Origin of the sequence: Xanthomonas sp. WHRI 1810A (assembly GCF_040202885.1) — a bacterium.
Classification (GTDB): domain Bacteria; phylum Pseudomonadota; class Gammaproteobacteria; order Pseudomonadales; family Pseudomonadaceae; genus Aquipseudomonas.
In genome coordinates, this window is the sequence record NZ_JBEGED010000003.1 from 251,698 (window position 1) to 272,013 (window position 20,316).

Annotated in this window: 20 protein-coding genes and 1 pseudogene; 14 read left to right on the forward strand and 7 right to left on the reverse strand. The window is 55.9% G+C overall.

Annotated elements, in window-relative coordinates:
• The first annotated feature begins 56 nt into the window (after nucleotides 1-56).
• The 3 genes from ABQX22_RS07205 to ABQX22_RS07215 all read left to right on the forward strand — a co-directional run bounded on the left by ABQX22_RS07205 (nucleotide 57) and on the right by ABQX22_RS07215 (nucleotide 3,897).
• Complete coding sequence (locus ABQX22_RS07205) at nucleotides 57-347, forward strand: hypothetical protein (RefSeq protein WP_349797949.1); 291 nt, start codon at nucleotides 57-59, stop codon at nucleotides 345-347.
• A 252-nt stretch (nucleotides 348-599) separates the two neighbouring features.
• Nucleotides 600-848 carry a TIGR02647 family protein gene (locus ABQX22_RS07210; protein ID WP_349797951.1) on the forward strand — a complete coding sequence of 83 codons (249 nt, stop codon included), beginning with the start codon at nucleotides 600-602 and terminating at the stop codon, nucleotides 846-848.
• 199 nt (nucleotides 849-1,047) lie between these two features.
• Complete coding sequence (locus ABQX22_RS07215; protein WP_349797953.1) at nucleotides 1,048-3,897, forward strand: class I adenylate cyclase; 2,850 nt, start codon at nucleotides 1,048-1,050, stop codon at nucleotides 3,895-3,897.
• A 97-nt stretch (nucleotides 3,898-3,994) separates the two neighbouring features.
• On the opposite strand, the gene ABQX22_RS07220 is transcribed toward ABQX22_RS07215, so the two are convergent.
• A complete protein-coding gene (locus tag ABQX22_RS07220; RefSeq protein ID WP_349797955.1) occupies nucleotides 3,995-4,237 on the reverse strand; it encodes a DUF1289 domain-containing protein in 243 nt (80 codons plus the stop codon).
• A 2-nt stretch (nucleotides 4,238-4,239) separates the two neighbouring features.
• Nucleotides 4,240-4,581, reverse strand: coding sequence for an iron donor protein CyaY (gene cyaY, locus ABQX22_RS07225; RefSeq protein ID WP_349797957.1), 342 nt, complete (start codon nucleotides 4,579-4,581; stop codon nucleotides 4,240-4,242).
• 238 nt (nucleotides 4,582-4,819) lie between these two features.
• Here cyaY and lptM point away from each other — a divergent pair, with 238 nt between their 5' ends.
• From lptM to ABQX22_RS07255, 6 genes are read left to right on the forward strand one after another with little or no spacing between them, the layout of a single operon-like run.
• On the forward strand, nucleotides 4,820-4,984 hold the full coding sequence (gene lptM, locus ABQX22_RS07230) for an LPS translocon maturation chaperone LptM (RefSeq protein ID WP_349797959.1): 165 nt from the start codon (nucleotides 4,820-4,822) through the stop codon (nucleotides 4,982-4,984).
• Nucleotides 4,985-4,993: 9 nt separating this feature from the next.
• Nucleotides 4,994-6,241: a diaminopimelate decarboxylase gene (gene lysA / locus ABQX22_RS07235; protein WP_349797961.1), complete on the forward strand. Its 1,248-nt coding sequence runs from the start codon at nucleotides 4,994-4,996 to the stop codon at nucleotides 6,239-6,241.
• 4 nt (nucleotides 6,242-6,245) lie between these two features.
• Nucleotides 6,246-7,076, forward strand: a complete 831-nt coding sequence (gene dapF / locus ABQX22_RS07240; RefSeq protein WP_349797963.1) for a diaminopimelate epimerase — start codon at nucleotides 6,246-6,248, stop codon at nucleotides 7,074-7,076.
• Nucleotides 7,077-7,089: 13 nt separating this feature from the next.
• On the forward strand, nucleotides 7,090-7,818 hold the full coding sequence (locus ABQX22_RS07245; RefSeq protein WP_349797965.1) for a DUF484 family protein: 729 nt from the start codon (nucleotides 7,090-7,092) through the stop codon (nucleotides 7,816-7,818).
• A gap of 2 nt (nucleotides 7,819-7,820) precedes the next feature.
• Complete coding sequence (xerC, locus tag ABQX22_RS07250; protein WP_349797967.1) at nucleotides 7,821-8,726, forward strand: tyrosine recombinase XerC; 906 nt, start codon at nucleotides 7,821-7,823, stop codon at nucleotides 8,724-8,726.
• Nucleotides 8,716-9,411: an HAD family hydrolase gene (locus ABQX22_RS07255; protein ID WP_349797969.1), complete on the forward strand. Its 696-nt coding sequence runs from the start codon at nucleotides 8,716-8,718 to the stop codon at nucleotides 9,409-9,411. Before xerC ends, ABQX22_RS07255 begins: the two co-directional genes overlap by 11 nt.
• A 97-nt stretch (nucleotides 9,412-9,508) precedes the next feature.
• Here ABQX22_RS07255 and sutA read toward each other — a convergent pair whose 3' ends face one another.
• The 4 genes from sutA to glnK form a co-directional block, all read right to left on the reverse strand.
• Nucleotides 9,509-9,841 carry a transcriptional regulator SutA gene (gene sutA / locus ABQX22_RS07260; protein WP_349797971.1) on the reverse strand — a complete coding sequence of 111 codons (333 nt, stop codon included), beginning with the start codon at nucleotides 9,839-9,841 and terminating at the stop codon, nucleotides 9,509-9,511.
• Nucleotides 9,842-9,941: 100 nt separating this feature from the next.
• Nucleotides 9,942-10,367, reverse strand: coding sequence for a secondary thiamine-phosphate synthase enzyme YjbQ (locus tag ABQX22_RS07265; protein ID WP_349797973.1), 426 nt, complete (start codon nucleotides 10,365-10,367; stop codon nucleotides 9,942-9,944).
• A gap of 238 nt (nucleotides 10,368-10,605) precedes the next feature.
• On the reverse strand, nucleotides 10,606-11,943 hold the full coding sequence (locus ABQX22_RS07270) for an ammonium transporter (RefSeq protein ID WP_441005248.1): 1,338 nt from the start codon (nucleotides 11,941-11,943) through the stop codon (nucleotides 10,606-10,608).
• A gap of 33 nt (nucleotides 11,944-11,976) precedes the next feature.
• Nucleotides 11,977-12,315 carry a P-II family nitrogen regulator gene (gene glnK / locus ABQX22_RS07275; protein ID WP_002555808.1) on the reverse strand — a complete coding sequence of 113 codons (339 nt, stop codon included), beginning with the start codon at nucleotides 12,313-12,315 and terminating at the stop codon, nucleotides 11,977-11,979.
• Between the two features lie 418 nt (nucleotides 12,316-12,733).
• On the opposite strand from glnK, the gene ABQX22_RS07280 reads away from it, so the two are divergent.
• Nucleotides 12,734-13,018 (forward strand): accessory factor UbiK family protein, encoded by a 285-nt coding sequence (locus tag ABQX22_RS07280; protein ID WP_349797990.1) that lies wholly within the window; start codon nucleotides 12,734-12,736, stop codon nucleotides 13,016-13,018.
• A gap of 255 nt (nucleotides 13,019-13,273) precedes the next feature.
• Here ABQX22_RS07280 and ABQX22_RS07285 read toward each other — a convergent pair whose 3' ends face one another.
• Nucleotides 13,274-13,807: a GNAT family N-acetyltransferase gene (locus ABQX22_RS07285; RefSeq protein ID WP_349797992.1), complete on the reverse strand. Its 534-nt coding sequence runs from the start codon at nucleotides 13,805-13,807 to the stop codon at nucleotides 13,274-13,276.
• A gap of 112 nt (nucleotides 13,808-13,919) precedes the next feature.
• On the opposite strand from ABQX22_RS07285, the pseudogene ABQX22_RS07290 reads away from it, so the two are divergent.
• The 4 genes and pseudogenes from ABQX22_RS07290 to ABQX22_RS07305 all read left to right on the forward strand — a co-directional run.
• Nucleotides 13,920-14,156, forward strand: a pseudogene (locus ABQX22_RS07290) (magnesium chelatase domain-containing protein); the annotation flags it as partial.
• 495 nt (nucleotides 14,157-14,651) lie between these two features.
• On the forward strand, nucleotides 14,652-15,914 hold the full coding sequence (locus ABQX22_RS07295) for a site-specific integrase (RefSeq protein WP_349797994.1): 1,263 nt from the start codon (nucleotides 14,652-14,654) through the stop codon (nucleotides 15,912-15,914).
• Entirely contained in the window at nucleotides 15,904-17,619 is a 1,716-nt protein-coding gene (locus tag ABQX22_RS07300; RefSeq protein WP_349797996.1) for a hypothetical protein, read from the forward strand. Before ABQX22_RS07295 ends, ABQX22_RS07300 begins: the two co-directional genes overlap by 11 nt.
• Nucleotides 17,620-17,980: 361 nt before the next feature.
• Nucleotides 17,981-19,639 carry a hypothetical protein gene (locus tag ABQX22_RS07305; RefSeq protein ID WP_349797998.1) on the forward strand — a complete coding sequence of 553 codons (1,659 nt, stop codon included), beginning with the start codon at nucleotides 17,981-17,983 and terminating at the stop codon, nucleotides 19,637-19,639.
• Nucleotides 19,640-20,316 lie beyond the last annotated feature (677 nt).

The window sequence follows — 20,316 nt, forward strand, 5'->3', positions numbered from 1 at the left end:
ATTCGCCCGCGCTGCCGGCTGGCGGCGCGGCTTTCAGACAAGACATCGAGACCCTCATGAGCGACCCAATCGACAACGATGAAGAAGATTTCGCCGAAGCAACACTGACCGAAGCCATCGAGAATCAGATCGAAAGCGACAACCCGCCTGCCGCCAAAGCGACCTTCAACAAACTGACGCTGGTGGGCTACGGGCGCGAAGAGATTCTGGAAATGATGGCCCACGTGCTTGCCGTGGAGATCGACGGCATCCTCAAGGACGACCGCCCGTTCGACACTCAGTGGTATGAGGCCGCGCTGCGCGCCCTGCCGGACATGCCGCCGGGCGTGAAAGTCGCCGAGGAATAACTTCCTCTTGTAGGAGCGCGCTTGCCCGCGATGGCGGCGTGTCATTGCCGGATCCGGTGCAGACACACCGCCATCGCGGGCAAGCGCGCTCCTACAAAAATACGTGATACCGGCTCCCCCCTCGCAACATTCCCCCGGCAATTCCCCCAGACACAACTACACTTTGAAACGTCCCGCTGCCGCTTGACCCACGGGGCTGTCACGCCTGCGATTCACATCGCCCTGTATCAACTACAAAAGTCTGGAGCGCCTATGTCGTTTACACCTGAATTGGTTGCTGAACTGGAAATCCTGTCGCTGTTCAATCTGAGCAATACCCAGGAGGGCCTCAAAGTCCATCATGTGGCCGCGCCCACAGCCATTGCCGCCGCAAAAAGACTCCACGAGAAAGGTCTGACGACTCAAGTCGACGGGGGCTACCTGACCAGCCTGGGGCTGGATGCCGCTGAACATGCTCAGTCGCTGCTGATCATTCTGGCCGTTTCCCAAGAAGCTGCCTGACCAAACCGACATCGCGAAACCTCGCCGGGACGCGTGAAATAAAGGTTTCGCGAACCCTTCATTTGTAAGATGCTGCGCCGATAAATGTCGGCGCAGTATAAGAATCACATCAGCCGCTGAACGCCCACACCAGCGCTGTCCTTCTTTTTTGCCGTCCTGCTCGCCACCCCTGCATTGCCGCTCGCCGGCCTGAGTCGCGATGAAGCGTAGTTTTGAAATTCGACCCGATCTGGACGAAGGCATTGACCGCAAGGTACTCAGCCAGCTGCGTGCGCGCTTTCTGACCCTCAACGAAGGCCGGCTTGCCCGCGCCAATGAAGGGTTGTCGACGCGCCAGCAATCGGTGCTGACGCTGTTACCGCTGTTCTTCCACGTCAATCACCCGCTTCTGCCGGGATATGTCTCGGGCAGCACGCCGGCGGGGGTGTCTCACTACGAGCCAGATGCTCCGGCGCTCACCGAAGCACAGCGCCTGACCCGATCGTTCTCGTACAAACCGCGTCGCGGCAGTGCACCGGACCCCATTCACGGTATTTTCCTGATGGGCAGCCTCGGCACGCTGGCCCAGGCCGATCAAAGCGACATGGACGTCTGGATCTGCCACGACACCACGCTCAGCGCCGAGGCCGTCGAAGACCTGCGCAAGAAATGCCAGGCGCTGGAAGTCTGGGCGGCCACGATGGGGGCTGAGGCGCACTTTTTCCTGATCGATCCGGCGCGGTTTGCTCTCGGCGAGCGTGATGCCCAGCTCAGCGCAGAGGATTGCGGCACGGCCCAGCATTACCTGCTGCTCGATGAGTTTTATCGCACCGCAATATGGCTGGCCGGGCGCACGCCGCTGTGGTGGCTGGTGCCGGTGTACGAAGAGTCGCGCTACAGCGATTACACCCATACGCTGCTGTCCAAGCGGTTCATTCGCGCCGATGAAATCCTCGACCTCGGCAACATGGCGCACATCCCGCCCGGGGAATTCATCGGTGCCGGGCTCTGGCAGCTGTTCAAGGGCATCGAGTCTCCCTACAAGTCGGTGCTCAAGCTGTTGCTGACTGAGGTTTACGCCAGCGAGCACCCGCACGTGCAGTGCCTGAGCATGGGCTTCAAGCAGGCCGTGTTTGCCAATCATGTGGATCTGGACGAGCTCGACCCGTACATGATGGTGTACCGCCGGATCGAGGAATACCTGCGCAGCCGAGGCGAACCGGAGCGGCTGGAGTTGGTGCGGCGCAGCCTGTACCTGAAGGTGAACAAAAAACTCACGGGCCCCGCGCGGACTCGCAGCAGCAGCTGGCAGCGCGAGCTGCTGGAGCGGCTGGCCGTCGAATGGCAGTGGGACGACCGTCAATTGGCGCTGCTGGACAGCCGCAGCCAGTGGAAAGTCCGGCAGGTCGCCCATGAGCGACGCGCGTTGGTCAATGAGCTCAATTACAGTTACCGCTTTCTGACCCAGTTTGCACGCACCCAAAACGCCGTCAGCCTGATCACCAAGCGTGACCTCAATGTGCTCGGGCGCCGCTTGTACGCAACCTTCGAGCGCAAGGCAGGCAAGGTGGAGTTCGTCAATCCGGGCATCGCACCGGACCTGGCCGAAGACACGCTGACGCTGGTGCAATCGCCCAACAAGCGCGAGCCGGGTCAGTACCAGTGGGGACTGTACAACGGCAATCTGGGCGTTCATGACTGGGAGAACTTCTCGCCGATCAAACGCAGCCGGGAACTGGTGCAATTGCTCACCTGGTGCCATCGCAACAACGTGATCGATACCACCACTCACCTGGCGCTGCACCCCGGCACCAGCGATCTGACCGAATTCGAGCTGTTCAATCTGCAGGGCGCGCTGCAGCAAAGCATTGTTTTGCCGCTCCAGCCCGTCAGCGAAGAAGCGCTGCTGAGCCCCAGTGTCCCGGTGGAAATCCTGTTGCTGGTGAACGTGGGCGTGGATCCGCTCAAACACCACAAGGACCTGAACATCCTGATGACCACCGAGCGCACCGACTCGCTGAGCTACGCCGGGGTCAGGGAAAACCTGGTGCTGACCTTCGACCAGGTCACGCTCAACAGCTGGCATGAGGTGCTGGTCAATCGTTTCGATGGCCCCCACGCCCTGCTCGACTGCATGGCCGAAGTGCTCAACAGTTTCCCGCAGAATCGACCAGCACCGCTGGTGCGCGTACGTTGCTTCTGCCACAACCGGGCACCGGCCATTGCCCAGCGCGTCGAGGAGCTGATCAATACCGCGACGTTGCTGCTCAAGCGCAAACTCAATCACCGTTACCTGATCCAGGTTCAGCAGCACTACCACGTGCTGGAGATCATTCCCGGACAGGTTAGCCACGTCGCGCTGAACAGCCTGCCTGCGCTACTGGACTACTTGAGTGAGGAGCTGCCGGCGTACAGCCCGCTGCATCTGGACCCTCAAGCGCTGGACGACAGCGATCTGTCGATGATCATTCCTTATGGTCAGCCGGAATGCCTCCAGGTGTTCTACCGCGTCAACGAAACCCAGGCTGAGTTGTACGTGCTCGATGAACACAACGCCGTGTGGCATCAGACCTCGCCGTTTTACGATGAGTCGAGCCTGTTGCTGCCGCTGCAACGCTTCCTGCATTCGCTGATGTACCGGCGCGGCGCGACGTTACCTTTGCAGGATCCGCTTGAACCGTCATCGCTGGAAACGCTGTATTACCGGGTCTTGCCGGACGGCGCAGGCCGCGCGCGACGTGTTGAACAGCGACCACCCCCGACCCTGGCGCTGGACAAGGCGTTTTATGACGTGCAGGCGATCGTCGAGGAAGCCTCGCCAGGGCTGGTGAGCGTCACGCTGTTCTGCAACAACAAGGAGTTTTCCGAGCTGGAATTTGGCGAGCAGTTGTTTGCGGTGGTCGCCCGGGAGATTCTTGACCGACGACGCGAGCCGCAGCGTTATCGCTGTTACATCACGGATCTGGATTTGTCAGGCGTGCTCAGCGATCAGCGCGGGCAGACCATCCTGTTTCTGCGGTACAAGGCGCAGCTGGAGAAGTCGCTGAACGAGGCGATGGATCAGGCGTGACGCTTCAATCTTCTGTAGGAGCGCGCTTGCCCGCGATAACTGGGCGTCTTCACCGCATCGGGTGACTGACACACCGCAATCGCGGGCAAGCGCGCTCCTACAGTGAAGGTGTGCTCGCCCTGCGAACCTCGGACTCGGCCACGATCTCTCGCCGCCGCTCATCCGTCGCCGCGCGCCATTCGCGGATGTCTTCGACGTGGCGGTAGCAGCCGGTGCAGACTTTTTCGTCATTGAGGCGGCAAATGCTGATGCACGGCGATTTCACCGCCGGGCTGACGTTACTGAACAGCGGCTTGGCCGGACGAGGCGGACTGGCAGGGGTCGCGGAAGTGGCAGTCACGATCAATTTCCGTCAATCGGCTCGAAATCGATGTCGACGCCGGCCTGGCTCTTGGCCAGACGATGAAGCATCTCGCCCAGCAATTCCTCGCTCTTGTCGCACACCCAGCGCTTCTCTTCTTCGTCGTAGTCGAAGTGAAAACCACCGGCCGGCGCGGCGAGCCACAGCTGACGCAACGGTTCCTGACGGCTGAAAATCAGCTGGGTGCCGTTCTCGAATTTAACGGTCAGCACACCAGCCGAACTCTCAAGGTCCAGGTCCAGATCGCTCTCGTCGAAGATATCCTCGAGTTTTTCTTGGGTGGCATCGACCAGGTCGTGAAAGCGGGCTTCGGTCAAACTCATTGCAGGAACCTCGGAAGTGTCTACTGATGGCGCAGCGACGCAAGATACGGTCGCACTGCAGCAAATGCAAAGCATACCCGCCCAATTGCGGGTCGCGGCGCCAAAAATCCGCACCATCGCCGCACCTTTGCGCACAGTCGCGTCAAAGCCCCGCCGGACGGGAACTGCGGCGCATAGGCAATCTGTCGGGTGGTCGGTATACTCGGGCGCAATTAATGCTTATACAAAGGATTTCGCCATGAAGCGCCTGATCTCGTCCCTCGCTGCGCTCCTAGCGGTTGCGTGTCTTGTCACTGCCTGCGGTCAAAAAGGCCCGCTGTATCTGCCGGACGACGACGCGTCCAATGCCAGCAGCCCTGAAGCCAAGACCCATCCCGCCCCGCACAAGCACACGACCAACTAGGGAATATTCATGGACGCCTTCAACTACCGCGACGGTGAATTGTTCGCGGAGGGAGTTGCGTTGTCTGCCATCGCCGAGCGCTTTGGCACGCCGACCTACGTTTACTCCCGCGCCCACATCGAAGCCCAGTATCGCGCCTACGCCGATGCGCTGAGCGGCATGCCGCATCTGGTGTGCTTCGCCGTCAAAGCCAACTCCAACCTGGGCGTGCTCAATGTCCTGGCGCGTATGGGCGCCGGTTTCGACATCGTGTCCCGCGGCGAACTGGAGCGTGTGCTGGCGGCAGGCGGACAAGCCGACAAGATCGTGTTCTCCGGCGTCGGCAAGACCCGCGACGACATGCGCCGCGCCCTGGAAGTCGGCGTCCATTGCTTTAACGTCGAATCCACCGACGAGCTTGAGCGCCTGCAAGTGGTCGCCGCCGAACTGGGCGTTCGCGCACCGGTTTCACTGCGGGTCAACCCGGACGTGGACGCGGGCACCCACCCGTACATCTCCACCGGGCTCAAGGAAAACAAATTCGGCATCGCCATCGCTGACGCCGAAGACGTTTACATCCGCGCCGCGCAACTGCCCAACCTTGAAGTGATCGGCGTCGATTGCCACATCGGCTCGCAGCTGACCACACTGGAACCCTTCGTCGATGCGCTGGATCGCCTGCTCGCGCTGGTGGATCGCCTCGGCGACTGCGGCATTCTGCTGAACCACATCGATTTGGGCGGCGGGCTGGGCGTGCGCTATCGCGACGAAGAGCCGCCTTTGGCCAGCGACTACATCAGCGCGGTGCGTGAACGCCTTGAAGGCCGTGACCTTGCGCTGATGTTCGAGCCGGGTCGCTTCATCGTGGCCAACGCCGGCGTGCTGCTGACCCGCGTCGAGTACCTCAAGCACACCGAGCACAAGGATTTCGCCATCGTCGACGCGGCGATGAACGACCTTATCCGCCCGGCGCTCTATCAGGCCTGGATGGACGTGACCGCCGTGCAGCCGCGCGACGGCGCAACGCGCACGTACGACATCGTCGGTCCGATCTGCGAAACCGGTGATTTCCTGGCCAAGGAGCGCGACCTGGCCCTGGCTGAAGGCGATCTGCTGGCTGTGCATTCCGCCGGCGCCTATGGCTTCGTCATGAGTTCCAACTACAACACACGCGGCCGGACTGCCGAGGTGCTGGTAGACGGCGCCCAGGCATTCGAAGTCCGTCGCCGAGAAACCGTGGCCGAGTTGTTTGCCGGCGAAAGCCTGCTGCCGGAGTAATCCCATGCTGCTGCGTTTTACGAAGATGCATGGCCTGGGCAACGATTTCATGGTGCTGGACCTGGTGAGCCAGCACGCGCACATTTTGCCCAAGCACGCCAAGCAATGGGGTGATCGACACACCGGCATCGGTTTCGATCAGCTGTTGCTGGTCGAAGCGCCGAGCAATCCGGATGTGGACTTTCGCTATCGGATCTTCAATTCCGACGGTTCGGAAGTCGAACAGTGCGGCAACGGCGCGCGCTGTTTCGCCCGATTCGTGCTCGACAAGCGCCTGACCGCCAAAAAACAGATCCGGGTCGAAACCAAGAGCGGCATCATCGAGCTGGATATTCGCAGCGACGGCCAGATCAGCGTCGACATGGGCGCGCCGCGTCTGGTGCCCGCTGATATCCCGTTCGATGCGCCAGCCCAGGCCGACAGCTACACCGTCGAGGTCGATGGCGAACAACTCGAACTGGCCGCCGTGTCCATGGGCAACCCCCATGCGGTACTACGCGTCCACGACATCAACAATGCGCCGGTGCGCACGCTGGGCCCGAAGCTGGAACACCATCCGCGCTTCCCGGCCCGGGTAAACGTCGGCTTTCTGCACGTCGTCGATCGTCAGCGCGCACAATTGCGTGTCTGGGAGCGCGGCGCCGGGGAAACCCAGGCCTGCGGGACCGGCGCCTGCGCGGCGGCAGTGGCGGCCATCAGCCAAGGCTGGATGGATTCGCCGTTGTTGATCGACCTGCCCGGCGGGCGCTTGTCCATCGAGTGGGCCGGCCCCGGTCACCCGGTATTGATGACGGGCCCTGCTGTTCGTGTCTACGAAGGCCAAGTACGTCTATGAGCGAGATCATCCAATGACCGACCAGCCGAAGACTTCAACCGACACGCCCGGCGCCGATCACGCAGCGCCAGCCCTTGAAGCCGAGGCGGTCGCGGCCTACCTGCAACAACACCCGGAGTTCTTCGCCGAGCACGATGAGCTGCTGTCGGCGATGCGCATTCCGCACCAGCGCGGCGATACCGTGTCGCTGGTCGAACGCCAGCTCAAGCTGCTGCGCGAACGCAACATCGAGATGCGCCACCGGCTTTCGCAGCTGATGGACGTGGCCCGGGACAACGACCGACTGTTCGATAAAACGCGCCGCCTGATCCTTGACCTGATGGACGCCACCAGCCTTGAAGAAATCGTCATCGCCGTGGAAGACAGTCTGCGTCAGGACTTTCAGGTGCCTTTTGTCAGCCTGATACTGTTCAGCGACAACCCGATGCCGGTCGGGCGCTGGGTCAGCAGCGAGCAAGCGCACAAAGCCGTGGGCGGGCTGATCTCAGGCGACAAGACGATCTGCGGCGCGCTGCGCGAGCACGAACTGGATTTCCTGTTTGGCGCTGATCAGAGCAAGGAAGTCGGCTCGACCGCTATCGTGGCGCTGAACCATCAAGGCCTGCACGGCCTGTTGGCCATTGGCAGCCGTGATCCTCAGCACTACAAAAGCTCGGTAGGCACCTTGTTCCTGAGCTACATCGCTGACGTGCTCGCGCGTCTGCTGCCCCGCCACGCCAACGCTTTGCGCTCGGTTCGCTAGTCATGCAATCGCATCTGGATGCTTACTGCACTCACCTGCGCAGTGAGCGCCAGGTGTCGCCTCACACCTTGGACGCCTATCGGCGGGACTTGAACAAGGTGCTCGCCTATTGCGATAAACACCAGGTCTCGACCTGGACTGCGCTGGACGCCCCGACCCTGCGCAGTCTGGTTGCGCGCCTGCATCAACAAGGTCAGTCGTCCCGCAGCCTCGCCAGGTTACTGTCCGCCGTGCGCGGGTTTTATCAGTATCTTCATCGTGAAGGGGTCTGCGAACACGACCCCGCCGACGGTTTGTCACCGCCCAAAGGCGAACGACGCCTGCCCAAGACGCTGGATGCCGACCGCACGTTGCAGCTGCTGGAGGGTGGCGTCGAGGATGATTTCATTGCCCGTCGTGATCAGGCGATTCTGGAGCTGTTCTATTCGTCCGGGCTGCGCCTGTCTGAACTGACGGGCCTGAACTGCGAGCAACTGGACATTGCCGACGGCTTGGTCCAGGTACTCGGTAAAGGCAGCAAAACCCGCGTCCTGCCTGTGGGCAGCAAAGCCCGCGCGGCGTTGAGCGAATGGCTCACGCTGCGCGCGCTGGCCAACCCGCAGGACGACGCCGTGTTCGTCAGCCAGCAAGGCCGCCGCTTGGGCGCTCGCGCCATTCAGCTTCGGGTCAAGGCCGCGGGCGAGCGCGAGCTGGGCCAGAACCTGCACCCGCACATGCTGCGGCACTCGTTTGCCAGCCACTTACTGGAGTCATCCCAGGATTTGCGCGCGGTACAGGAGCTGCTCGGCCACTCCGACATCTCGACCACTCAGATCTACACCCATCTGGATTTCCAGCATCTGGCGACGGTGTACGACAGCGCCCACCCGAGGGCCAAACGCAAGGGTTCTTCTGACCATGAGCATTAAGCTGATCACGTTTGATCTGGACGACACGTTATGGCACACCGCGCCGGCCATCGTCGGTGCAGAAGCGTCATTGCGCGACTGGCTGGCCGAGCACGCCCCAAAACTGGGCCCCGTGCCGGTAGAGCATCTGTGGGACATTCGCGCGCGACTGGTGGACGCTGATCCGACTTACAAGCACCGCATCAGTGCGCTGAGACGCCGCGTGCTGTTTCATGCCCTCGAAGATGCCGGTTATGGTCATGATCAGGCGCAAGCACTGGCCGAGGAAGGTTTCGAAGTGTTCCTGCACGGACGCCATCAGCTGGATATCTTTCCGGAAGTGGTGCCAACGCTGGAGATTCTGACCAAGCGCTACACCCTTGGGGTGGTCACCAACGGCAATGCGGATGTGCGCCGCCTGGGGCTGGCCGATTACTTTGCCTTCGCCCTGTGTGCCGAAGACCTGGGGATCGGCAAGCCCGATCCTGCGCCCTTCTTTGAAGCCCTCAAACGCGGCAACGCGCAGGCCGGGCACGCGGTGCATGTGGGCGATCATCCGGGCGACGACATCGCCGGGGCCCAACAAGCCGGTCTGCGCGCGATCTGGTACAACCCTGCCGGCAAGCCGTGGGAAGCAGACAAAGCACCCGACGCCGAGATCAGCAGCCTTACGCAGTTGCCGGATGTCCTTGCGCGTTGGGGTTAAACGCTTTCAACCTGTAGGAGCTGCGTCAGCCGCAAATCTCAAGCAAAAAAAAGCCCGCAGCGACAGCAGGCTTTTTCCAGCGCGGTATCTGACACCCTTAGATAGGGCGGCTACCGTACTTGTTGTCAGGCTTCTTGGGCGGATCAGCGACCACGTTGGCCTCCACTTCCTGCACCTTGCCACCACGGGAAAGGAACTCTTCCATCGCGCGAGCCAGAGCATCACGCTCTTTGTTCTTGGCCTCTACGCTAGGCAGTTCATCAACCGAAACGGCGGCCTTGGCCTTGCCTTTGGTTGGCGTTACTGACGCTTCGGGGCTGTCTTCAGCGTCCGAACCATCATCTTCGGGAGCAGCGGCAAGCTCCTCACCGTCCTCTTCACCTTCCAGATCGTCTTCCAGACCTTCGTTTTCGATGTCGTCGTCGCTCATGTTCTACCTCATGACTTGCGAAAGCAGATTAGTTATAGCCCAGCTGCGCGTAATTTCTAAGACAGCCGGGAAAAATTCAACATCCGCCGTTAAACGGCGGTCATGCCCCTTCACCCTGGAGAGTGGCGAGGACGTTACGCGCACCGCCCGCATCGCGATGCTCTCCTAAATAAACACCTTGCCAGGTGCCCAATGCCAGTCTTCCTGCCGTAACAGGTAGAACAAGATGGCAGCCTAGCAAACTGGCTTTGAAGTGCGCAGGCAGATCGTCGGGACCTTCGTCATCGTGTTCATAGCCGTGAACGCCCTGGGGCACCAGACGGTTGAAAAAACGCTCGAAATCTCGTCGTACTGCCGGGTCGGCGTTCTCGTTGATGGTCAACGACGCCGAGGTATGCTGCAGCCACAAATGCAACAGTCCGACACGACACTCACGCAGCTCGGCAATCCCTGCGAGGATCTCGTCGGTCACCAGATGAAATCCGCGGGGCCGGGCCCGCAGGGTGATTCTGGTCTGTTGCCACATACAGTTCTCCGCCCTTCGGCGCGCATTCTAACGCGCTGGAAAAAAAAACAAAGCGAGTAATGAACCACGTTGTTTGTAAGCCTCTGGCTAACGCAGGAACCCCGTCGGATAACCCCGCCAGCCGCGATAATCAACCGGCTTCACCCCAGCCATTGCGCACGTCAGCGTGCGTGAACACCCTATCGACAAACACCAGACAAAAAAATGCCCGGTCGCCCGGGCATTTTTTCAAACGTGATTACAAGTTGTAGCCACGTTCGTTGTGTTGCGCCAGATCGAGGCCGACTGCTTCTTCCTCTTCGGTGACACGCAGGCCCATGACCGCGTCCAGCACCTTGAGGATGATGAAGGTCACGATACCGGTGTAGACCACCGTGAAGCCGACGCCTTTGCACTGGATCCAGACTTGGGCAGCAATGTCAGTCACAGTGCCGAAGCCGCCCAGCGAAGGGGCTGCAAATACACCGGTCAGGATCGCGCCGAGGATACCGCCGATACCGTGTACACCGAAGGCGTCCAGGGAATCGTCGTAGCCCATTTTGCGTTTCAGGGTGGTGGCGCAGAAGAAGCACACCACGCCCGCTGCAAGACCGATTATCAAGCCACCCATCGGGCCGACTGTACCGGCCGCTGGAGTGACTGCAACCAGACCTGCAACCACGCCCGATGCGATACCCAATGCACTTGGCTTACCGTGGGTCAGCCATTCAGCGAACATCCAGCCCAGTGCCGCAGCGGCGGTCGCGATCTGGGTAACCAGCATCGCCATGCCTGCAGTGCCGTTGGCCGCAGCAGCGGAACCGGCGTTGAAGCCGAACCAGCCCACCCAGAGCATTGCCGCGCCGACCAGGGTGTAACCCAGGTTATGCGGAGCCATTGGCGTGGTCGGGAAACCTTTGCGCTTGCCCAGTACCAGGCAAGCCACCAGACCGGCAACACCGGCGTTGATGTGCACGACGGTGCCGCCTGCGAAGTCGAGTACGCCCCAGTCCCACAACAGACCACCGACGCCGCTCCAGACCATGTGCGCAATCGGCGCATAGACCAGGGTGAACCAGATGGCCATGAAGATCAGCATCGCAGAGAACTTCATGCGCTCGGCAAACGCACCGACGATCAACGCCGGCGTGATGATGGCGAAGGTCATTTGGAAGGTGACGAATACGGCTTCCGGGAACAGCGCAGCTGGACCTGTGATGCTCGCTGGGGTGATACCCGCCAGGAACGCCTTGCCCATGCCGCCGAAGAAGGAGTTGAAGTTGACGACGCCTGCTTCCATACCGGTAGTGTCGAACGCAATGCTGTAGCCGTAGATGACCCACAGGATGCTGATCAGGCCGGTAATGGCGAAGCACTGCATCATCACGGAAAGAATGTTTTTTGAGCGGACCATGCCGCCGTAGAACAGGGCGAGACCGGGAATGGTCATGAACAGCACCAAAGCGGTCGAAGTCAGCATCCAGGCGGTGTCGCCTGAGTTGAGGACTGGGGCTGCCACTTCGTCTGCCGCCATGGCCAAGCCAGGGGTGACGAGGGACAACAGGGCTCCTAGCCCTGCGAATTGACGCAGAGTCATATTGTTTTCTCCTGGGGCGTTGGGGTGGGCGGCTTAGATTGCGTCGGTATCGGTTTCGCCGGTACGGATGCGAATGGCCTGTTCCAGATTAACCACGAAGATCTTGCCGTCACCGATTTTGCCGGTATTGGCGGCTTTGGTTATCGCTTCGATAACCCGATCCAGATCCTTGTCATCAATCGCAACATCGATCTTCACCTTGGGAAGGAAGTCGACTACATATTCCGCACCGCGATACAACTCGGTGTGGCCTTTCTGACGTCCGAAGCCTTTCACTTCAGTTACCGTAATGCCCTGCACGCCGATTTCGGACAACGACTCGCGTACGTCATCCAACTTGAACGGCTTAATGATGGCAGTGACTAGCTTCATGAAACTTTCTCCCGAATTGGTGGACTTGCCCCAGGAAAACAAACCCGACTCAAGTCTAAGCGCAGTGTCTGGCTTTGTAACGCGTCGATGGCCCGAATCATTCCAGATCAACGCCAGAAAACTGCTCCTGACGAAACACTTCCCCGCTTCGCCTGTCGCACTGGATTCGTCACAGCGACTGCATCAGTGCATGGGTCATAAGCCACTAAGCAGAAAGCTTGCCATTTCGCTGAATTTCATTGAATACGGTGTATCTATCAAGATTAGTGCAAGTGAGCACGTCGGCAAGATGGCCCTGCGCACAACAACAGTGCGCGCATGCACGCCACGATGCGCGATTACCGTGCAATGCCCGTCCATCCAAGGACTGTAGACCCTGCGTGGTACACTGCCGCGCATCTGAACCTGGAATCCCATCATGCTCGCGCCCAAAGATTTTCTCGACGCCATCAGTGCTCAAGCTTCCCGTTTGCTGAAAGGCGAATCCCCGGTTTCGAGCAGTGAATTCGAAACGCAATTCAAAGCCCTTCTGCAAAGCGGTTTCAGCAAGCTGGATCTGGTCAGTCGAGAAGAGTTCGACAGCCAGATGGTCGTCCTCACCCGCACCCGCGCCCGACTTGAGGCACTGGAAGCGAAGATGGCGGAGATGGAAGCCCAGTTGGCGACCCAGCCGAAAGCGTCAGGGGATAAGCCACAGGGTTGAGCGTTTAACGCTGCGGGTGCTCAGGCGCAGTGCGCAATGCGCTGAACCTGGGCCTTGATCGCCTCACCCCGCTCTATCTCTTCTTTGCGCAGGTCGTAAGTGAGCTACAAGTTCAGCCAGAACTCCGGGGTGGTCTCACAACGGGCCGCATTCCAATCTTGGTCATGGCGCCCCTGAGTCCGTCGACTTCTCCACATGCCGTAGAACATGCACGAGGCCATGCGCCGCAGCAACGACTGTCTATGAAGGTTTCGTTCAGCCACCCACTGGCGAGCAGCCTTGAGCAGCGTGCCGAACATAATAGTTATCAAATTCACCAGCTTCGACGAACTGAAAACCATGACGAGTGTAAAACCGATTTGAAGCGCTTTCCTTCAGCGCCCCAACATATAACGTCAGTGCCGCCGCATCTGCTTCCATGAAGATCTGACGAAGGACAATCGAACCTATTCCTGATCCTTGTGCGACTGGCTTGATGTAGAGGTGATCGAGCAACAGTCCGTCGATACGCGGCTTGACCACGACAAAACCCACCCGCTTGCCGGCGACCACAACGTGACGAGTAAATTCGGGGGAAAAGCCGTCCCGGAAACGTTCGCGGGCGCGCACGGGATCAAATCGACCAATGCGCTCAAGGCTCTCACGCATGGCGTCAATCCGGATGGCAACAAGCGCTTCGAAGTCACCGGCTCGCGCCCCGGCGTAGGTGACCGCAGAGGCCAGCGGTCCGAGAAACTCCTCGCTTGGAATTTCCCCTGGATGCACAGGCCACTCTCCATTACTGGTCATCACTCTTCCTTCCATTCATACACATGCCGTAGAACATGCACGGGGCCACGCGCCGGAGCAATGACTATCCTTCAGCTCGCCGCAGGAAGCGGTGCTGCCTTCAAGGAAAGACATGTCCCTCGCGATCGTTCTGAGCCGTGCCCAGGTTGGCGTCGAAGCACCCGCCGTCACCGTTGAATGCCATCTTGCCAACGGCCTGCCGACGCTGACGTTGGTGGGTTTGCCCGAAGGCGCGGTGAAGGAGAGCAAGGATCGCGTGCGCAGCGCCATCCTCAACTGTGGACTGGAATTCCCGGCGCGACGCATCACCCTCAACTTGGCACCCGCCGATTTGCCCAAGGACGGCGGATACAGATTAGTTGATGCCATGGACTCGATATGAATAAGTGAAACCATGGACATTATGAGGATAGGCGAAGCCCTCCGCGACTTACCATTTTCATACTGTTATTTTGGCTTGCTCAACGTGCGCGAACAGCAGGAGCCTCACCGAGTATCTGTCAACTCAACACCTCCTACGTGATTAAAATTTAGAGGTACCACTTTGAATAGCATTTTCGTATAGCAACTCACGTTGAGCCGAGCGCGAGACCGAGCCATACGACTAGCAAGAGCTAATGAACTTCAATACTAGCCGAGCGCCACGCCTATGCCATGCATCTCTGAACACGGCAGAAATAGGCATTAAATCTGCTTTTGATGGCCCCACTTTGGTTGGTCTTTTTGTGACTGTAAGAATTACCGTAAAAAATTGCTCTTGCTAAACACGCCTGATAGAGCATTGGACAACCGGCCGAAATGTTGATAGTTATTGAAGACCTGGTGAGCAACGAAAGCGCCCAAAATGGCAAGATTAGAAAGCATCAAGTATCATGCAAGCCATGCACGCATTGAGCTTGACAAAGTGCATTGGGAACAGTCCGAAGAAATAACAGTGCATGACTTGCCTGCATTGTTTTGGAAAACTTGTACGCCATGGAGGGAAGCTAACTCTTGGCTTCGGGAACAAGTCATCGCTAATGGAAAGGATGTTAAAACAGCGCTATCTCAAGCCTATGCTCTCCAACATTATGCATCATGGTTAGAGAAAGAGAGCTTGGACTGGAAATATTTTCCTACACGAAGGGACGAACGCTGCCTCCTGCGATATCGGGGATATCTTATTGCAGAAATGAATGCAGGGAATATTGCGCCTTCCACAGCTAAAACCAGGATGAATCAAGTTATCCATTTCTACCGTTGGGTAAAGAAATGTGGACTGATCCCATCTGCGGCCAAGCTTTGGACAGACAAAAAAATAACTATAACAACTCAAAGTATTACGGGATTTGAGCGCACGCTGCAAATTGAATCAAGTGACTTAAGCATCCCTAATGCGGGCAAACGGGGCATAGAACTGGAGGATGGAGTCTTTCCAGTCTCCGCCGAAGACCGAGAAAGAGTTTTGGACATTGCCGAGAAGTACTGTCCTGTGGAGTTATACTACATGCTTCTTTTAGGATTTCACTCGGGCATGAGAATTCAAACAATATGCGACTTGAAGATCAAGAATCTTTTGATGGCCACGCAGCACCCCGTCCGAGATAAAACTTTTCTCGTTAGGGTGGGCCCGACAGCATCTCCCCCAGTGCGCACTAAATACAACATCTCTGGACTGATAGAAATTCCGGCACTGCTGCTGGCAACATTAATCACTTACAGCAATTGTACGCGTCGAGCCAAAAGAGAGGTTCAAGCTAAAAAAGCAAATAAAGACTTCCTGTTTTTAACAAGCCGCGGTAACTCTTATGCACAAAGAGGAACTACTACCTCACCTGCAGTGAATGTGGCGATGGACGATCTAAGAAAAAAAGGGCTGTCCCGCGGCTTAGCCGTAATGCATGGGTTTTCTTTTCATCGGTCTAGAGCCACTTTCGCCACCGAGTATACTAAGGTAGCATTATCTATAGATCCGAAGCACGCGCTCACGATGGTAAAAAACGCATTACTGCACAAAAATGAAAGTACTACGCTTAGGTATATTAGGTTTGTAGAGAGCACCCCGATCAAAGCGGAAGCGAACAACAGATTCACAAGAGAGTTTTTAGGTAGGTATTATGATAACTAACCACTTGCCTGCTTTAACGTTTCCAAGTGTTAATTATGGGGCTGCGGAAACCCGCCATGACTTGCGTTGCCTAGTGTACGAGAATGGCGTAGTGGGAAACGTGCGAAATAGCAAAAAGCTGTTAGCCTCTAAAAATAAAAGACTTCTCGTCGAAAGGCTACCCCTCGTAGTCAAAATACATGAAGTCCTTAACGGAAAGATTGTAGGTGGGGGCAGCCCGTTGACGCTTAGAGGGAAGATTGTCGCAATTAGAGCATTTTTCAGGTGGGCAGAAGAAAGACGCGCGTCCATAACCATCGAGAGCATTGAAAACCTTTATTTGGCATGGGCTGACTACCTGTGGGAGCGCTTTCGCAATGGCGCCATCGATGGCGAACATGCAACTAACCTCGCCTCAAAACTAGGGTCTCTCATAGACGAGATATTGGGTTTTAACCTCGGCCTGCATTCGCGCACCCCATTTTGCAAGAGCAAAATCAGAAGCCGAAATCGGTCAAGAATGAAGAAAGCGTCTGAAAAATTGGATTTGCCAAGGGCATTCGAGTTTGGGCGATTTCTGCATGATGTTACGCGCAGCCTCACAATTGAAAATATACAATCGACCATTCCTGTAGTAATTTCACTTAGCGACGGGCGAACACTAAAAGAATACTTACGCTACAAGCCGGGTAGCAAGAATTTTAGAGTCGCCGCAATAACTTCATATACGCCCCCTGCGGATATTATAACTGAAACTTTTAGTTCGAGGTACCCTCTAATCAACCTAAGGGTAATGGCCGAATTGTTGATTTTTATATCGCAGACCGCAATAAATCTGGCCGAAGCCAGAAAGCTGAAAGTCGGGAAATTTTCCTACAAAGGCTTGAGTGACGGTTACGAAGTTAGGCGAATATACAAAAACCGAAAGAAAGGTGCTGTGGAATTTGAGATCTTTAGCGGATATAAAGAAATATTCGAGCATTACCTTAAGTGGCGCAATGAGCTTTACCCACTTGAGGCCAATGATCTACTTTTCCCCTTCTTCTCACACCAACGCAAGACATTCTCAGACTTCGCCCCAAGTTTTGAAGCTGTGAAATCGCGGTGCGAAATGCTCGGTATAACATCAATACTCGCCAGAAATCTTAGGAAATTGAAGCTAAACTGGTTTGCTCGGCAAACCAAAAACCTACAGTTGACTCTCGAACAAGGACAGCACACAAAAGAAACTTACTTTCGACATTATCATATTCCAAACTTTCAGATGGCGTTAGTTGAAATAAGCTCGTTTTACAAGGCGCATGATCCGACACTCCAAGCGGCAGGTGCGGGGGGTTGTAGTATTGCGAGCCCTCTAGCAATTAGCGCAATACCCAAGCATGCAACAGTTCCAGACTGCATAAGCCCTGCGGGTTGCCTATTTTGCGCAAGTCATCGTGACATTGATTCTCAAGACCATGCATGGTCTTTAGCATCGTACCGCCACTATAAAACGTTGGAACTCGCCACCTATAAGTCCCAACTCATTCAGCATAACTCGAATCCCTGCGCGCTTGCAATAGATGCCGTTACTTCGAAACTCCGATCTTTTGCTGAGTCAAATCAAAATCGCGCCAAGTGGGTAAAGGAAGCACTCGACAGGGTAGCCGAAAGCCATTATCACCCGAAATGGGATGGATTTATTCAACTATTGGAGGCGGCAGATGAAGATACCGCGCAATATTAACATTAGGGTTGAGTCGACGGGTGACTACATACCTAATTTCGTGTTAGATACATGGCCTCCACGATCCGACTTCCCCATTATTCGGGACAAGCAGGGCGCGACTATAAGCCAATATGGAGATGTCATATGGGATCTAACGCCCTGGTCGTCCTCCTCTTCCATAATAAATTTCAACGATAGTGCAGAGCTTAAGTTTAAGGCAAAAAATAGTCTATTCAACGGCGATAGGCTTCGGCAGATCTGCGCTTGGTGGTTGTATGGGCACCAGCCTGTTGGCACGGCCGCAAACCTAAAAGCGAGGTTCGTAAAATTATATAAAATTTTCGAGTGCTGCAGTAGGTACGGAATAAAAATCACAGAGTTGAATTCTAATATTCCAATTCTGGAAAAAATCTCGATGGAATTGGCCTCATCCGCCGCCGCTGGTCTGGTGTCAATATTGCACGGCCTCTATGAGCATCGAGCGTCTCTGGGATTCACAGTTCTCGAACCGAAGCAAATTGCGCGGCTTGTATCATCCTCTGGCACTCACGCAACCCGACAAACCCCATATATACCTCCACGAATTTGGCAATATCAGGTAAGCAGACTGCGCGAGTTCCTCGATGACTTCGTGAGCAACAGCGCTAATCTCGAGGCCTGTTTTTGTCACTGCCTAGAGGTAAGCTTACAATTCTACGGAGTGGAGGCATGCTATGGTAACCGAAAGGGTCTTGGTGCTGCTTTCGGATCTAGAATCTACAAAGATCATAGAAGCGCAGTTCACGGTGGAAAGTTCTCGAGCATTCTTAAAAAGTACCAACTGGAAACGCTGTTCCAAACCTGGATCCTTGAAGAAGACACTGAGGTAGATAGCTATGGACTCGGAATAACATTGTTCGCCTCGCTGTTAACCATGGCGCAACAAGTCGGCTTGGCATACCTGCTCAGTTTTTCAATGATGAGATACCGCGAAGCTTCTGAGCTACGCGCTGACTGCCTAAGCTACGTAGACGATGACCAATTTGGGCGTCTTTGGCTGGTATCGGGCGAGACGACCAAGATCTATCATGATTCTGACGCCCGGTGGGTAGTATCTCCGTCCATCGAAATTGCGATTCGCGCCATGTCGTTGGTTGCAAATTTACGTATGCGCTGTGCACGACAAGACCCGACGGTACCCTATGATAATGAGTACGATGCTAACCCCTACCTCATTAATAGAGCGTATGAGCCTTGGTCAAAACGTGCTGGGGTTGAAATGGATATGACTAAACGCCCATCCTACTTTTCATATATGGAAGTAATAGCCACTCATCCTAGACTTTTCGATCTGACCGAAATCACTATCCAAAGCCGCGACTTGGAAGTTGCCCAGTTGGTCACGCCATCCCTTGACAGAGAAAAGTTCTCGGTCGGCAAAGTTTGGGAATTTACATGGCACCAACTGAGGCGAACAGGCGCTGTTAACATGCACGCCTCAAATATGGTAACAGATGAGTCAGCTCAATATCAACTGAAGCACCTTTCGAGAAATCAGTCGTTATACTACCGCCAAGGATACTCTAACATTTTACTCAACGAAGAGGCCAAGTCGGAATATCTAAAGGCAATGTACGATGTCCAGGCTTCTGGCGCCTTAAGTTTTCTGGAGGACCGTTACATATCTGCCTATGGGGTTGAGCGCAAACGTGAAATGCTTTCTCCTATATGTGAGACCGATTATAAAAGCTTAACGCGCGCTGCAAGAAATGGCGAGCTGTCCTGGAGAGACGTCCTGCTAGGTATCTGCACTTATCGCGGAACCTGCCAGTACGGCGGAGTAGAAAACATTCTTAGATGTGGAGGGGGGGTGGATACGGGTCCTTGCGCTCACCTTTTGATCGATAAAAATAAGAAAAAATCCATGGTTAAATTGGAATCCATCATACGAGAACGGAAGTTAACTGCTCTTGTGCATTCTCCTTACGAACAGTCACTAGAAGCACAGCACTATGCCGTTCGGAGCATTTTAAAAATCATTGAAATCGCGGAGCACTGAGGTGGCGCACCCTACTTCAAAAGCGGAAGATAGATTTCGCGCGGCCTTCGAAAGGTTAATAAAGAGGGAGTCTTTGATCGTCCCTGCTGGAACTGTGATCACTCAAAATAATGTTGCACGAGAAGCCGGGCTAGATCCGTCAGCGCTAAAGAAAAGCCGGTTTCCAGCCCTAGTTCTCGAAATCCAAAATTGGACAGAATCGTTCTCTCCTTACATAAATGCCTCCAAACACAAGAAGCTGGGGAGCCACAGAGAGAAAAATCGGAGCCTACGCGACCAAATTCGAGACATAAAAACTCAGCGAGATAGTCTGCTATCGCTGTTATTGGAGGCAGATGCTAAGATTTTGGAACTTTCGACAGAGTTAAGTGAGTTAAAAAAATCTGTCACGATTGAGTAGTATGGATTCTAGGATCAACGAATTAAAGCCAGCCATCTAAACGTACTCTGCCAGCACTCTGTCGAGTGGCTACGGCGACAGGCGAATCGAAGATTTTGACTAGCATAGCTATATCCATTAGTATCCGTCATTAGGATATTACATTGACGCTGAGGTTGAACAGGTCACATCACCAAAACCATTAGAAAGACCATTGATATTCAGCCTGTTTATAACTTGACCACAACCACGCTTGTTTCACTGACATTACAACGCTGCTGCTCTATTTAAAAGCGAG

What these genes read in the sequence shown, in the direction of transcription:
- ABQX22_RS07205 (WP_349797949.1), top strand. Translation starts at nt 57, where the DNA reads ATGAGCGACCCAATCGACAACGATGAAGAAGATTTCGCCGAAGCAACA.
- ABQX22_RS07210 (WP_349797951.1), top strand. Translation starts at nt 600, where the DNA reads ATGTCGTTTACACCTGAATTGGTTGCTGAACTGGAAATCCTGTCGCTG.
- ABQX22_RS07215 (WP_349797953.1), top strand. Translation starts at nt 1,048, where the DNA reads ATGAAGCGTAGTTTTGAAATTCGACCCGATCTGGACGAAGGCATTGAC.
- cyaY (WP_349797957.1), bottom strand. Translation starts at nt 4,581, where the DNA reads ATGAGTTTGACCGAAGCCCGCTTTCACGACCTGGTCGATGCCACCCAA.
- lptM (WP_349797959.1), top strand. Translation starts at nt 4,820, where the DNA reads ATGAAGCGCCTGATCTCGTCCCTCGCTGCGCTCCTAGCGGTTGCGTGT.
- lysA (WP_349797961.1), top strand. Translation starts at nt 4,994, where the DNA reads ATGGACGCCTTCAACTACCGCGACGGTGAATTGTTCGCGGAGGGAGTT.
- dapF (WP_349797963.1), top strand. Translation starts at nt 6,246, where the DNA reads ATGCTGCTGCGTTTTACGAAGATGCATGGCCTGGGCAACGATTTCATG.
- ABQX22_RS07245 (WP_349797965.1), top strand. Translation starts at nt 7,090, where the DNA reads ATGACCGACCAGCCGAAGACTTCAACCGACACGCCCGGCGCCGATCAC.
- xerC (WP_349797967.1), top strand. Translation starts at nt 7,821, where the DNA reads ATGCAATCGCATCTGGATGCTTACTGCACTCACCTGCGCAGTGAGCGC.
- ABQX22_RS07255 (WP_349797969.1), top strand. Translation starts at nt 8,716, where the DNA reads ATGAGCATTAAGCTGATCACGTTTGATCTGGACGACACGTTATGGCAC.
- sutA (WP_349797971.1), bottom strand. Translation starts at nt 9,841, where the DNA reads ATGAGCGACGACGACATCGAAAACGAAGGTCTGGAAGACGATCTGGAA.
- ABQX22_RS07265 (WP_349797973.1), bottom strand. Translation starts at nt 10,367, where the DNA reads ATGTGGCAACAGACCAGAATCACCCTGCGGGCCCGGCCCCGCGGATTT.
- ABQX22_RS07270 (WP_441005248.1), bottom strand. Translation starts at nt 11,943, where the DNA reads ATGACTCTGCGTCAATTCGCAGGGCTAGGAGCCCTGTTGTCCCTCGTC.
- glnK (WP_002555808.1), bottom strand. Translation starts at nt 12,315, where the DNA reads ATGAAGCTAGTCACTGCCATCATTAAGCCGTTCAAGTTGGATGACGTA.
- ABQX22_RS07280 (WP_349797990.1), top strand. Translation starts at nt 12,734, where the DNA reads ATGCTCGCGCCCAAAGATTTTCTCGACGCCATCAGTGCTCAAGCTTCC.
- ABQX22_RS07285 (WP_349797992.1), bottom strand. Translation starts at nt 13,807, where the DNA reads ATGACCAGTAATGGAGAGTGGCCTGTGCATCCAGGGGAAATTCCAAGC.
- ABQX22_RS07295 (WP_349797994.1), top strand. Translation starts at nt 14,652, where the DNA reads ATGGCAAGATTAGAAAGCATCAAGTATCATGCAAGCCATGCACGCATT.
- ABQX22_RS07300 (WP_349797996.1), top strand. Translation starts at nt 15,904, where the DNA reads ATGATAACTAACCACTTGCCTGCTTTAACGTTTCCAAGTGTTAATTAT.